The sequence below is a fragment of the Bradyrhizobium sp. NDS-1 genome, from assembly GCF_032918005.1.
Classification (GTDB): domain Bacteria; phylum Pseudomonadota; class Alphaproteobacteria; order Rhizobiales; family Xanthobacteraceae; genus Bradyrhizobium; species Bradyrhizobium tunisiense.
This window is the reverse complement of the sequence record NZ_CP136628.1, coordinates 1,268,088-1,280,065: the sequence shown is the minus strand read 5'-3', so window position 1 is coordinate 1,280,065 and position 11,978 is coordinate 1,268,088. Positions and strand designations below refer to the sequence as shown.

The window sequence follows — 11,978 nt, the reverse complement described above, 5'->3', positions numbered from 1 at the left end:
AGGAAGCTCCGCACGCGCGGAGGCAGCCGCTCACGCTTCCCTCTCACCGTAAGAACGGGGAGAGGGAGTGAGAGGGCGGTGCGTCCCTTACCGCGCGAAACCGATCACGCGGCGTGTTGATGCGCGGCGATGATCTGGTCGGCGGCGCGGCCGGTGACTTCGGCCATGTGGTCGAACTGGCGCGTGAAGCTGCCGGCCCCGGCGGTGGCCGAGCGCAGCTCCACGATCAGCTCGCCGATCTCGGCTTCCGGCATCATGGCGCGGACGCAGTCCCAGCCACTCCAGCCGTCGCGAGTGTCGAAGCCGAGGATCTGGCCACGCCGCGCCGACAGGATCGCATTGATCTTGGCGGTCGCATCGGTCGGGCAGACGATCTCGACGACGTGGATCGGCTCCAGCAGCACCGGCTGGCATTGCGGCAGGCCTTCATTGAGGCCGATCCGCGCCGCCGTGCGGAAGGCAAGGTCGGACGAGTCGACGCTGTGGTAGGAGCCGTCGGTCAGCGTCACCTGCACGTCGGTGACGGGGAAGCCGAGCGGACCGCGCGCCAGTCCGTCGACGACGCCTTCCTCCACCGCGCCGATGTAGTTGCGCGGCACGGCGCCGCCCACCACCTTCTCGGTGAATTTGAAGCCGTCGCCGCGCGGCAGCGGCTTGATGTCGAGCACGACGTCGCCGAACTGGCCGTGGCCGCCGGACTGCTTCTTGTGGCGCCCGCGCTGGGTGATCGGCTTGCGGATGGTTTCTTGATAGCCGATCCCGGGCGGATGCGAGGTGAGCTTGATACCGAAGCGGTCGCGCAGCCGCTCGCTGGCGACGCGCAGATGCATCTCGCCCTGCCCCCACAAGACAGTGTCGTGGGTCTGGGCGTTCTGCACGACGACGAGCGAGGGATCCTCCTCGTGCAGCCGCGCCAGCGCCTGGCCGAGCTTGACGTCGTCCTTGCGGTCGGTGGCGGCGATCGAGATCGCAAGCACCGGCGGCGTCGGCTCCGTGACGGCCAGCGCGGCCGGCGGGGTCTTGCCGTTCGATATCGTATCGCCGGTCCTGACGGGATCGAGCTTGGCGAGCGCCACGGTGTCACCGGCTTCGGCCATAGCGCGCTTGGTGTCGTAGGCGCCGTTGACGGCGAGGATGCCGGAGATGCGCCCGGAGCCGCCGGAGGCGGATTGCAACGTGGCACCGTCGTCGAGATGGCCGGCAAGCAGCCGCGTCAGCGACAGCTTTCCACCATGCTGCGAATGCAGTGTCTTGAAGACGTAGCCGAGCGCATCCTTGCTCTCGGGCACGCCGAGACGTCTTGCGGTCTCCGCGACGCCCGGCGCCTCGTGACGCAGCGCCTTCATCAGGCGCAGCACGCCGTTCTCGCGCGCGGCGGCGCCCAGCAACACCGGGCAGATCAGCCCCTCGCGCAACTCGCGGGCGAGATCGTCGAACACGGCATCACGCGGCGGCTGGATGTCCTCGAGCAGTTGCTCCATCAGCGCATCGTCGTGATCGGCGAGCTTCTCCAGCATCGAGAAGCGGGCCTCCTTCTCGCGATCGAGATCGCCGCCTTCGAGCGCGATCACCTCGGAGGCCTTGTGCTCGCGATAGATGAAGGCGCGTTCCAGCGCGAGATCGACGAAGCCCTCGATCAGCTCGCCCTTCCAGATCGGGATCTGGCGCAGCACCAGCGGCACGCGGGAGGCGGGCTGCAGCATCGCGAGCGTCTCACGGATGCGCTGGCTCGCGCGGTCGATCTTGTTCAGGAACAGGAAACGCGGGATCTTCAGCTCCTCCAACTCGCGCAGGATGATCTGAAGCTGCGGCAGCTTCTTCTCGTCGGCCTCGCAGACCACGATCGCCGCATCGACCGCGGGCAACGCGGCGCGCATGTCGTGGGCAAACTCGACGGAACCGGGACAATCGAGGAAGGTATAGCTGTCGCCCATGAAACTCGTGGTGGCGGCAGTCAGCCCGACGGTCATCTTGTGATGACGGGCCTCCGGGGTGGCGTCGCCGACGGACGTTCCGGCGTCGACGCTGCCGGCGCGCGGGATTGCGCCCGTTCGCGCCAGTATTGCTTCGAGAAGTGTGGTTTTACCGCTTTGGAAAGGGCCCACCAGCGCGATGCACCGTGGACCTCGGGGACTTCTGACGTCTTGTCCCATTCGCCGCCTCCTTCTTGTGGAGCTCGGCCCATGATTGGGTCGGCAAACGGAGATGCTCTGCCCGTCCCCGAGATTTGGCAAGCATCAAACGTCGCTGCGGTGCGTCGATGGTGTTCCACCTCTCCCGAGAGAGGCAAGCAGCACTGCCGTCGTCGGGCGTCAGCGGCCCGGACGAAGTTCCAGGCTCTCGAGGCCAGCGGCAACGTTGAGGCCGACCTGACCCTGCACGCTGAGCGGCTGGAGCGAGATCGAATTGTTGGAGCCGCCGACCAGCACGTTGCCGCCAAGGCCGACGCCGACCGAGGCGCTGCCCTGCGCGCCCGCGTAGTTGCCGGAGAGATCGCCGGGGCCGAGCCGGTCGACCGGTGCGAACACGCCCCACGCCAAAGCCGTCTCCTGGGTGATGCCGATGTCGAGACCGACTTTACGGATCGTCGCGACGTAGCGATCGTCGGGCAGGCCGTCGGCACGCAGCACGCAGCCGAGATGGGTCACCGATCCCACGATGAAGCCGACACTGGCGCCGCCACGGCATTCGAGCACACCGACCCGCGCCATCCGCTGCTGCGCGCCGGCCGCAGCGACGGAGACAACGAGGCTGGCGGCGGCGAGCCCGGCGAGGATGAACGAACGGCGCATGAAATGTCTCCGGCGATGATGTGATGCGAGCAGAGATCACCCGCCCCGCGTGGAGCGTCTATGCCACAAGAGGCTCAATGGTGCCAGATCGCGCGCGGCGATAAGCGTGCGCGCAACAAAAAGGCCCGCCAGTGGCGGGCCGTTTCGCGAGGCCTTGCAGCGTGCTTACCGCAGATTGCCGCAGAAGCGCTGGATGCGCTTGCAGGCGTCTTCGAGGTCCGAGGTCTTCGTCGCGTAGGAGATGCGGAAGGCGGGTCCAAGGCCGAAGGCCGAACCCTGCACCACGGCGACGCCTTCGGTTTCCAGGAGCTCGGTGACGAAGTCCTCGTCATTGCCGATCACCTTGCCCGACGGCGCGGTCTTGCCGATCGTGCCGGCGCAGGACGGATAGACGTAGAAGGCGCCCTCGGGACGCGGGCATTCGATCCCCTTGGCCTGGTTGAGCATGGAGACGACGAGGTCGCGCCGCTCCTTGAACACCTTGTTGTTGGCGGGGATGAAGTCCTGCGGACCGTTCAGAGCTTCCACCGCGGCCCATTGCGCGATCGAGGACGGGTTCGAAGTCGATTGCGACTGGATCGTCGACATCGCCTTGATCAGCTGCGCGGGGCCACCGGCATAGCCGATGCGCCAGCCCGTCATGCAATAGGCCTTCGATACGCCGTTCACGGTGAGCGTGCGGTCGTAGAGCTTCGGCTCGACCTGCGCGACCGTGGTGAACTGGAAGTCGTCATAGACGAGGTGCTCGTACATGTCGTCGGTCATCACCCAGACATGGGGATGCTTCACCAGCACGTCGGTGAGCGCCTTCAGTTCCGAACGCGTATAGGCGGCTCCCGTCGGGTTCGACGGCGAGCACAGGATCACCCATTTGGTCTTGGGCGTGATCGCACGCTCCAGCGCCTCGGCCTGGAGCTTGAAACCGGTCGCGGCGGTACAGACCACCGGCACCGGCTCGCCGCCGGCGAGCGCCACCATCTCAGGGTAGCTGACCCAATACGGCGCGGGAATGATCACCTCGTCGCCCGGATTGATGGTGGCCATCAGCGCGTTGTACAGCACCTGCTTGCCGCCGGTGCCGACGATGATCTGGTTCGGCTTGTAAGTGACGCCGTTCTCGCGCTGAAACTTGGCGATGATCGCGTCCTTCAGCTCGGGAATGCCGTCGACCGCGGTGTACTTGGTCTTGCCGGCCTCGATGGCGTGGATCGCCGCCAGCTTGATGTTGGCGGGCGTGTCGAAGTCGGGCTCGCCGGCGCCGAGGCCGATGACGTTGCGGCCCGCCGCTTTCAGCGCGCGTGCTTTATCCGTGACCGCGATGGTCGCGGACGGCTTCACACGGTCGAGCGCAGCGGCAAGGAAGGACATCGTCATCTCCTGACAAGCGTCGTGAAACCTTTCGCCTCACGACTCCGATTGTGGGAATGCAGCTACCCTAAAACGTGAGTCACTGCACCGCAAGAAACTTCGGCCCGATCCCGGAAAAACTTACGGGCGGAACGCGTTTCGAGGCGAGACTTCCCGCAATTTTCCGCAACTTTGCCTCCGGATTTGCTCATATCCGGCAAGGCCTGTCCTCGGAGCAATTTTGCACGTTGGAATGCGCGCAGAAACCAACACGCCGTCCTGCCCGGCTGGTCCCGCCTGCCCGGGCGATACCGCTTTGGCGAAGCGAGCCCGGCTATGACGATGCGGAGGCATTGGTCCCGCCCGTTCGTCGATACGATGCTCTGCCTGCTTCACGATCTCGCAGGGCAATGCGCCGGGGCATTGACGCAAGCGTGATCCGATTTGCAGCGTCGCGCGAAAATGATCTTCTGCACCGCTGCAGTGCGGTAGGGTTTTCGAGTTTTTCTATTGGCCGGCCCTTGCGGCGGATTCGCATCGGCATCATTGTTTAGCCGCGTCGCGAGGTCACGAGCGCCGCGCCTTCCCATCCTCGGATCCGAACTTCCCAGAATGTACAAGCTCTATTCGATGCAACGCTCAGGCAACAGCTACAAGGTCCGCCTTGCGCTGGCGCTGCTCAACCTGCCTTACGAAGCGATCGAGGTGGACATTCTGCGCGGCGAAAGCCGCACGCCGGACTTCCTGACCAAGAACCCGTCGGGACAGGTGCCGCTGCTCGAGGTCGGCGGCGACCGCTATCTCGCAGAGTCCAACGCCATCCTCTGGTACGTCGCCGTCGGCACTCCGCTTGCGCCCGAGAACCGCATCGACCGCGCCGAGGCGCTGCAATGGATGTTCTTCGAACAGCACGCGCTCGAACCGAACATCGGCGCCGCCTATTTCTGGCTGTCACTGGTCAAGGGCGGCCGCGACCTCCAGACCCATTCGCTGGAAGATTGGATGGAGCGCGGCTATGGCGCGCTCCAGGTGATGGAAAACCACCTCAAGACCAACGCCTATTTCGCCGCGCGCCAGCTCACGGTCGCCGACATCGCGCTGTACGGCTATACCCACCTGGCCGACCGCTGCGACTTCGATCTCGAGGCCTTCCCTGCGATCCGGGACTGGCTGAAGCGGGTGGAAGCCGCTCCCGGCTTCGTATCGATGGACTGGCGGCCAGCCGATATCGACGACCCCGCCAGCATCGCCGCCAGCGCCTGACGGCGCCCGCCCTACCCGGCTCCAGGGAATAGCGGGTATAAAGGTAATATTTGCCGCAATATGGCCATTTTCAGCACGAGAGCCGCCGCAATGTTGCCGGTTGAAACTGGGAAATTGTGGAAAGTCGCGGGTGATTCGCTCGCGCATTGAAGGATTTAGACCATGATACGGGCGTCCGGCACGGCAGGCTTTCGCGGCCATCCCGATACCGTCGCGTCTTCCCGGCTGACCAACGCGGTCGCGGCCTCGCTCGCCGTCGCCGCGCTCTCGCTGTGCCTGATCGTCACCCTGACGGTGCTGTCGACCAAGGCGACCATGGCGATGGGCCTGCCGGTCTGATTCCCGTTTCATCCTGGTCCAGCCGTCAAGGCGCTGCATGCCCCGGGCCGACCGGCATCGCAACGGGACGTCGATGAAATCACCTGTGGTAGTCGTTGCAATCACATTGACCGCGGCCATCCTGGTCGCGGCATCACTGTTGATTGTCGTCGGCACCCGCAAGGGCCCGGGAACGTCGACGCTGAATGCGCCTGCGCCGCAACAACCCTTCAAGCTCGCGCATCTGATCTAAAATCATCCGAAAGCCTTACACTTGCCGACAAGCGGGCCTTAAGCACGCCGCGCGAAAACGCACCGCTGTGGCGCAACGATCAGTCAGAGTTGCGGTCTTACCTCGTTCGGGAGGAGCGAGACTGGTCCATGCGGTTCGGATGGCGTGCGATCTCCGGTCCGGTGCTGACGGCAGCAACCCTGCTGCTGGCGATGTTCCTCGATCGCTTTGTCCCCACTCCCTCGCCCTCGCCGTTGCTCGTCGGCATCGTGGCGCTTGCCGGCGCATTGTCGGGTCTCGCCTCGGCCATGACCAGCGCAGCCGTCGCGGTGATCGGCGCCGCGCTGCTCTTCCTCAACCAGCACGGCATCGCCGGATATGGCAACCCCGATCTGGTCCGGCTCGGCCTTCTGGCCATCACCGCTGCCGGCACCGCAGCCATTACCGGCCTGATGCGCGAGCGGCTGCTCGGCACGTTCGCGGCCGAGCGCCGAAGCCACGCCACCGCCGCACGGCTGTCGGCCGCGCTCGACCAGGTCGATATCGGCATCGTGCTGCTCGATGCCGAGACGCGGGCCGAGTTCATCAACCGCGCGTTCCGCGATTACTTTGCGGTGCCGGACGAGATCGCCGACGGCAAGCCGCCCTTCATCGCGCTGATGTATCACGGCCGCGACACCGGCGCGTTCGAGCTGCCCGAAGACGAGCTCGGGACCTTCATCGCGCAGCGAATGGAGATGGTGCGGATCGGCGATGCTACGCCAATCAACATCGCCTTGCGCAACGGCGAGGTGCTGCGCTTCGTTTGCGCCGCGCTGCCCAACGGTGGCCGGATGCTGAGCTACACGCCGGTGACCGATCTGGTCCGCCACACCGACGCGCCGTCACGAGCCGACTACTACCGCTCGCTGCGCGATCCCGCAGGCCGCAAGCTGATCCGGTATCTGCGGGTCGCGGAGTGATGTAACGACACGATTGATCGGCAACGCGATCATCACGTATGAAGGACATCGCTTCGTCGTGCCCCGAGATCGCGGAATTTCCCATGTCGCTCACCATTCGCTCCGTCGCCAGGCAGGACTACGATCAATGGTTGCCGCTGTGGGACGGCTACAACGCCTTCTACGGCCGCGCCGGCCCGACCGCGCTCGCTCCGGAGATCACGCGGATGACGTGGCAGCGCTTCTTCGACGCCTATGAGCCGGTGCACGGGCTGGTCGCCGAGAGCGACGGCAAGCTGCTCGGCATGACGAATTATCTGTTTCATCGCAGCACCACCGCGATCGAGCCGTCCTGCTATTTGCAGGACCTGTTCACGCTTGAAGCCGCACGCGGCAAGGGCGTCGCCTCGGCGCTGATTCACGGCGTGTATGAGCGGGCGAAACTGGCGGGATCGCCACGCGTCTATTGGCAGACGCACGAGACCAATCTCACGGCGCAGCGCCTGTACGACAAGGTCGCGGAGCGGTCCGGCTTCATCGTCTATCGCAAGCTGTTCTGATCGCAGCACGCATCCTGTGGATAACTCCGCCTGTCACCCGCGCGTAACATAGCGCGGCTACGCTGCACCTGCGTCTGATCTGGCCCCCCCGTCACCGATCAAGCGCCCCAAAGCGGTCCCCGTCAGTCGCCGCGTCTGACAGGGGCCGCATTTTTTTGTCCGCCTTGCCGGCATGGCAGCAGCGCGGCGAGCGCCTTGCTGGGGCGGCTCGCGGTGGTCACAATGAGTGGCTGCTCATCTCCGACAGGATCTCCCATGGAAATTCGCAATCTCGGCGCCTCCGGCCTTCGCGTGTCTGCGGTCGGACTCGGCTGCAACAATTTCGGCCAGCGCACGGATCTGGAGACCTCGCGCAAGGTGATCCATCGCGCGCTCGATCTCGGCATCACGTTGTTCGACACCGCCGACATCTATGCCGGCATGGGTTGCTCGGAGACGGTGCTCGGCACCGTGCTCGGCGACCGCCGCAAGGACATCGTGCTCGCCACCAAATATGCCAAGCCGATGGCGACCGACGGCACCAGGCAGGGCGCCTCGCGCCGCTACATCATGGACGCCGTCGAGGCCAGCTTGAAACGGCTCAAGACCGACTACGTCGATCTCTACCAGCAGCACGACTATGACCCTCTGACGCCGATCGAGGAGAGCCTGCGCGCGCTGGACGACCTCGTCCGCCAGGGCAAGGTGCGCTACATCGGCAATTCCAACTTCCCGGCCTGGCGCATCGCCGAAGCCGAGTTCACCGCGCGCGCGATGAACGTCAGCCGCTTCGTCTCGTGCCAGGACGAATACAGCCTCGTCGTGCGCGACATCGAGAAGGATCTGCTGCCGGCGGCGCAAGAGTACAAGCTCGGCCTGCTGCCGTTCTTCCCGCTCGCAAGCGGCCTGCTCACGGGCAAGTATCAGCGTGGCGCGGCCGCACCCGCCGACACCCGCTTTGCCAAGGCACCGGCCCTGCGCGACCGCTATGTCACACCGCGCAACGAGGACATGGTCGAGAAGCTCCAGGCCTTTGCCAAGGCCCGTGGTCACAGCATGCTCGAGCTCGCCTTCTCCTGGCTTGCCGCGCGCCCGCAGGTGTCCAGCGTGATCGCCGGCGCCACGCGCGTCGAGCAGATCGAGGAGAACGTCAAGGCGATCTCCTGGAAGCTCAGCGCCGAGGAGATGGCCGAGATCGACAAGATCACTCTGGGCTGATCTTCGACGCGGCGCGTTACTTGGCGCCGCGTCCGACCGTCTGCATCACCTCAAAGCCTTCGAACTGGGGATGGCCGAGGTAGAGCGGCTTGTTGTCACCGGCCCGGTGATGCGCGGCCCGAAATGCTTCCGACTTGGTCCAGGCCTCGAACGCGGCGTGGTTCGCCCAGACCGTGTGCGATGCATACAGCGTGTGGTCCTCGAGCTCGGGGCCCCGCAGCAGATGAAATTCGACGAAGCCCGGCACCTTGTCCAGATGCGTGTCGCGCGAAAGCCAGACCTGCTCGAAGGCGGCCTCGGAGCCCTTGGCGACGCGGAAGCGGTTCATGGCGATGTACATGGGTGTGGTTCTCCTGGTGTTCGGGCGATTATCTCGTCATTCCGGGATGCGCCGCAAGGCGCAGACCTGGAATCCATTTTGCAGCAGAGCCAGCGGGGAGATGGATTCCGGGTTCGCGCTACGCGCGCCCCGGAATGACGGCAGTGGGTTAGGCAACCAATCCCTTCATCGGCCTTGCGCTCGCGCTGTCCGGGAACACCGTCTCGGCCAGCACGCGGTCGGACAGGCCGAACTGATCCTGCAGCACGCCCTTGATGACCGAACGCAGATCCGTTGTGGGCTTGAGGTCACGCCCTTCATGGAGGTTGGCGAGCTTGAGGCCCGGCCAGTCCGAGATGACGCGGCCGCCCGTCACGGCGCCGCCGGCGAGCAGCGCGATCGTGCCGGTGCCGTGATCCGTGCCGTCGGTGCCATTGATGCGCGCGGTGCGGCCGAATTCGGTGGCGACCACAACGACGGTGTCGCGCCAGCGATCGCCGAGGCCGCTTTCGAATTCGGCGATTGCGCCGTCGAGCCCGCCGAGCAGGAAGGCGAGACGGCCGACCGGGCCGCCTTCATTGGCATGCGTATCCCAGCCGTCGAAAGCAAGTGCGGCAATGCGCGGGCCGTCGTCCGCCGCCATCAGCTTGGCCGCGCCACGCGCCACCTGGCGCATCTGCGCGACGGCATTGCCGGGCTTCCGCTTCATGTCGTCGCCGCTGGCGGCCTTGTCGAGCTGGAGGCCTTGCGACAGCGCCATGGCCAATGCGGGATCGCGGTGGCGGTAGAGATCGACGAGGCGCATCGCGGTGTCGTCGTCGGCCTGTGGCAGCGCCACCGGCGCCCAGCCGACCGTCGGCGCATTGCCGCGCAGCACCAGTGGCGTGGTGGGCCCAACCGCAAGGCCGCTCGATACGCGCTCGCCGCGCGGCAGCGCTTCCAGCGCGCGGTTGAGCCAGCCGGATTGCACGCGTCCCGGGCCGGCGTAGCCGCTTTCGAGCACGTCCTGGCCGTCGAAATGCGAGCGGTCGCGATAGGGCGTCGCCACCGCGTGGATCACCGCGGCATGCCTGTCGCGGTACATGCGCGCAAATTCCGGCATGGCCGGATGCAGCACGAAGAAGCTACCGAGCATGATCGCGGGATGCGCCCCATCTGCGCTGAGCGCGATCGAGCCGTGCAGGCTGGCATAGTCGGGGTCGCCGAGCGGCGCCACGGTCGCCAGCCCGTCGAGCGCGCCGCGCAGGATCACCACGATCAGGCGGGGATCGCGCCCATCGGCGGCGCGTGCGAATTTCGGCAGGTAAGCCCAGGCCGCGAACGAGGCGCCGCCGAGCAGCAGACCGCGGCGCGAGGTGAGAAGCCGGTTCTCGACGCAATCGATCATCGTCATCTCCGTTGCATTTCCGGCGACATCAACAGCAGCGTCAGCGCCTGCTGTCGCGACTCCGCACGCTCGACCGCTCGCCGCGTCTCGATGGAGGCCGCATCGGCTGCCGCGAATTCCAGGAGGTCGATCGGATCGATATTGCTGCCGAGCCGCGAGCCAATCTGCGCCGCGATGTCGAGCCTGAGCTTCATGCCCTCGGGCGCGGCCCAGGCTGCGTTGGTGTCGGGAAAGCCGTTGGGCCCGGCCGGCGACCATAGCGGTTGCCCCAGCAGATTGAGGCCATTGAGATAGCGGCTCGGATCTTCCGGCACCCGCGCGAGCAGCCGGCCGCTCGCGACGAGGAACTCGTAAGGCGAGCGCATCTTGGTCAGCGGCGCTTGCCACGCTTCCTCGGAATCGACCAGCGCCATGGCAAGCGCCTTGAGGTCGCCATCAGTCTTGACGAAGACATCGCGCAGGCGCGCGACGAGTGCCGGCGGCGGATCGTCGGCAACGAAGTGGCGGACGAATTTGGCGGCGATGAAGTTCGCGGTCGACGGATGCCGCGCGATGTCGGCGAGCGCGGCCTCGCCTTGCGCGAGCCCCGTCGGCTCATAGGTCTTGCCGAGCAGCATTTGCGGCCCGGGCTGGTGCGCATTGGAGTTGAACACGAAGGAGCCGGGGGCGCCGAGCTGCCCTTGCCGGCCGGCGAAAGTCCAGCCGGTGATGATGCGCGCGAGCGAGGTGACGTCGTCCTGCGTGTATCCCCCGCCGACGCCGAGCGTATGCAGCTCCATGATCTCGCGCGCCAGATTCTCATTGAGCCCGCGCTTGCGGTTCTGGCCAGCGCGCGAATCCGGGCCGAGCGATTGCTGGTTGTCGAGGAAGAACAGCATCGCCGGATGCTGCTCGACGGCTTTCAGCATGTCGGCGAAGCGCCCGAGCACGTGCGGCCTGATCGCCTCGCGCTCGAACGCGCCGGCCCAGATCCGCGCCAGCTCGCCCTTGCTCGCTGAGATGCAGAAATGGTTGGACCAGAACACGACGAGGCGCTCGGTGAAGCCGCATTCGGCCAGCGTGGCGCGCTGCAGCCGCGCCAGCGCCTCGGCGCGGAAGGTCTTTTGGATGACGTTGAGCGGCTGCGGAGCCGGCTTTGCGGCCGGCGGCGCAGCGGCGTTGGGCTGCATCGCCTCCGGCTTCGCCGCGTTATCCGCCGGCTTTGCCTCCGTCATCTGGCCGGCGACCTCCGTTGCTGCCGCATTCAGCGAGAGATTGCGGCGGAGGGCGGGCTTCTGCTCGGCTGGCGCAACCGGCGGCGTCTCGGCCGGCCCGGCGGCCTTCGCGGCTTCGCGCGCCTGCCTGACCTGATCCTGATAGGCGAACACGGCTTGCCCGAGCTGCTGAGTCGATTGCAGGCCGGGCGCCTCCAGCAGCACGCCGCTCGCACGCGCGAGCTCGGCCTTCACGAAGCCGCGCGGATCGGAGCTTGCGTTGACGAGATCGCCCGAGGCGCCGCCGCGGGCGCCGAAGCCAAAACGGTTGAGCGCGACGAGCGCGGCTTGCGAATCGCGGGCCATCGATTTGTCCTTCGCGTGGCGGGAGCCGCTTTCCGAGTCCGCGCGCGATGCCTAATATACCGC

The 11,978-nt window shown here is 66.2% G+C and carries 12 protein-coding genes; 6 read left to right on the top strand and 6 right to left on the bottom strand.

The features are described from left to right. Positions 1–104: 104 nt before the first annotated feature. The 3 genes from RX330_RS06065 to RX330_RS06055 all read right to left on the bottom strand — a co-directional run bounded on the left by RX330_RS06065 (position 105) and on the right by RX330_RS06055 (position 4,160). Entirely contained in the window at positions 105–2,153 is a 2,049-nt protein-coding gene (locus RX330_RS06065) for an elongation factor G (RefSeq protein ID WP_317242389.1), read from the bottom strand. Positions 2,154–2,312: 159 nt separating this feature from the next. Then, positions 2,313–2,792 (bottom strand): DUF992 domain-containing protein, encoded by a 480-nt coding sequence (locus tag RX330_RS06060; protein WP_212080382.1) that lies wholly within the window; start codon positions 2,790–2,792, stop codon positions 2,313–2,315. 165 nt (positions 2,793–2,957) lie between these two features. Beyond that, positions 2,958–4,160, bottom strand: a complete 1,203-nt coding sequence (locus tag RX330_RS06055; RefSeq protein WP_212080379.1) for a pyridoxal phosphate-dependent aminotransferase — start codon at positions 4,158–4,160, stop codon at positions 2,958–2,960. A gap of 591 nt (positions 4,161–4,751) precedes the next feature. Between RX330_RS06055 and RX330_RS06050 the strand changes: the two genes are divergently transcribed. The 6 genes from RX330_RS06050 (at position 4,752) to RX330_RS06025 (ending at position 8,650) form a co-directional block, all read left to right on the top strand. Next, a complete protein-coding gene (locus RX330_RS06050) occupies positions 4,752–5,402 on the top strand; it encodes a glutathione S-transferase family protein (protein WP_212080377.1) in 651 nt (216 codons plus the stop codon). A gap of 162 nt (positions 5,403–5,564) precedes the next feature. Next, positions 5,565–5,741 carry a hypothetical protein gene (locus RX330_RS06045; protein ID WP_212080375.1) on the top strand — a complete coding sequence of 59 codons (177 nt, stop codon included), beginning with the start codon at positions 5,565–5,567 and terminating at the stop codon, positions 5,739–5,741. 73 nt (positions 5,742–5,814) lie between these two features. Further along, a complete protein-coding gene (locus RX330_RS06040) occupies positions 5,815–5,973 on the top strand; it encodes a hypothetical protein (RefSeq protein ID WP_317242388.1) in 159 nt (52 codons plus the stop codon). A 128-nt stretch (positions 5,974–6,101) separates the two neighbouring features. Next, positions 6,102–6,914, top strand: coding sequence for a PAS-domain containing protein (locus RX330_RS06035; protein ID WP_317242387.1), 813 nt, complete (start codon positions 6,102–6,104; stop codon positions 6,912–6,914). An 83-nt stretch (positions 6,915–6,997) separates the two neighbouring features. Then, positions 6,998–7,453 (top strand): GNAT family N-acetyltransferase, encoded by a 456-nt coding sequence (locus RX330_RS06030; protein ID WP_317242386.1) that lies wholly within the window; start codon positions 6,998–7,000, stop codon positions 7,451–7,453. Between the two features lie 255 nt (positions 7,454–7,708). Next, on the top strand, positions 7,709–8,650 hold the full coding sequence (locus RX330_RS06025; protein WP_317242385.1) for an aldo/keto reductase: 942 nt from the start codon (positions 7,709–7,711) through the stop codon (positions 8,648–8,650). 16 nt (positions 8,651–8,666) lie between these two features. Here the strand turns inward: RX330_RS06025 and RX330_RS06020 are convergent, their stop codons facing one another. The 3 genes from RX330_RS06020 to RX330_RS06010 all read right to left on the bottom strand — a co-directional run bounded on the left by RX330_RS06020 (position 8,667) and on the right by RX330_RS06010 (position 11,915). Next, positions 8,667–8,990 carry an antibiotic biosynthesis monooxygenase family protein gene (locus tag RX330_RS06020; RefSeq protein ID WP_212080358.1) on the bottom strand — a complete coding sequence of 108 codons (324 nt, stop codon included), beginning with the start codon at positions 8,988–8,990 and terminating at the stop codon, positions 8,667–8,669. Between the two features lie 148 nt (positions 8,991–9,138). Then, positions 9,139–10,362 (bottom strand): DUF1501 domain-containing protein, encoded by a 1,224-nt coding sequence (locus tag RX330_RS06015; protein WP_317242384.1) that lies wholly within the window; start codon positions 10,360–10,362, stop codon positions 9,139–9,141. Continuing rightward, positions 10,359–11,915: a DUF1800 family protein gene (locus RX330_RS06010; protein WP_317242383.1), complete on the bottom strand. Its 1,557-nt coding sequence runs from the start codon at positions 11,913–11,915 to the stop codon at positions 10,359–10,361. The genes RX330_RS06015 and RX330_RS06010 overlap by 4 nt, the downstream gene beginning before the upstream one ends. Positions 11,916–11,978: the final 63 nt, after the last annotated feature.

Bases quoted from the DNA above. Each gene is read 5' to 3' on its own strand.
- RX330_RS06065 (WP_317242389.1), bottom strand. From the start codon at position 2,153: ATGGGACAAGACGTCAGAAGTCCCCGAGGTCCACGGTGCATCGCGCTG.
- RX330_RS06060 (WP_212080382.1), bottom strand. From the start codon at position 2,792: ATGCGCCGTTCGTTCATCCTCGCCGGGCTCGCCGCCGCCAGCCTCGTT.
- RX330_RS06055 (WP_212080379.1), bottom strand. From the start codon at position 4,160: ATGTCCTTCCTTGCCGCTGCGCTCGACCGTGTGAAGCCGTCCGCGACC.
- RX330_RS06050 (WP_212080377.1), top strand. From the start codon at position 4,752: ATGTACAAGCTCTATTCGATGCAACGCTCAGGCAACAGCTACAAGGTC.
- RX330_RS06045 (WP_212080375.1), top strand. From the start codon at position 5,565: ATGATACGGGCGTCCGGCACGGCAGGCTTTCGCGGCCATCCCGATACC.
- RX330_RS06040 (WP_317242388.1), top strand. From the start codon at position 5,815: ATGAAATCACCTGTGGTAGTCGTTGCAATCACATTGACCGCGGCCATC.
- RX330_RS06035 (WP_317242387.1), top strand. From the start codon at position 6,102: ATGCGGTTCGGATGGCGTGCGATCTCCGGTCCGGTGCTGACGGCAGCA.
- RX330_RS06030 (WP_317242386.1), top strand. From the start codon at position 6,998: ATGTCGCTCACCATTCGCTCCGTCGCCAGGCAGGACTACGATCAATGG.
- RX330_RS06025 (WP_317242385.1), top strand. From the start codon at position 7,709: ATGGAAATTCGCAATCTCGGCGCCTCCGGCCTTCGCGTGTCTGCGGTC.
- RX330_RS06020 (WP_212080358.1), bottom strand. From the start codon at position 8,990: ATGTACATCGCCATGAACCGCTTCCGCGTCGCCAAGGGCTCCGAGGCC.
- RX330_RS06015 (WP_317242384.1), bottom strand. From the start codon at position 10,362: ATGACGATGATCGATTGCGTCGAGAACCGGCTTCTCACCTCGCGCCGC.
- RX330_RS06010 (WP_317242383.1), bottom strand. From the start codon at position 11,915: ATGGCCCGCGATTCGCAAGCCGCGCTCGTCGCGCTCAACCGTTTTGGC.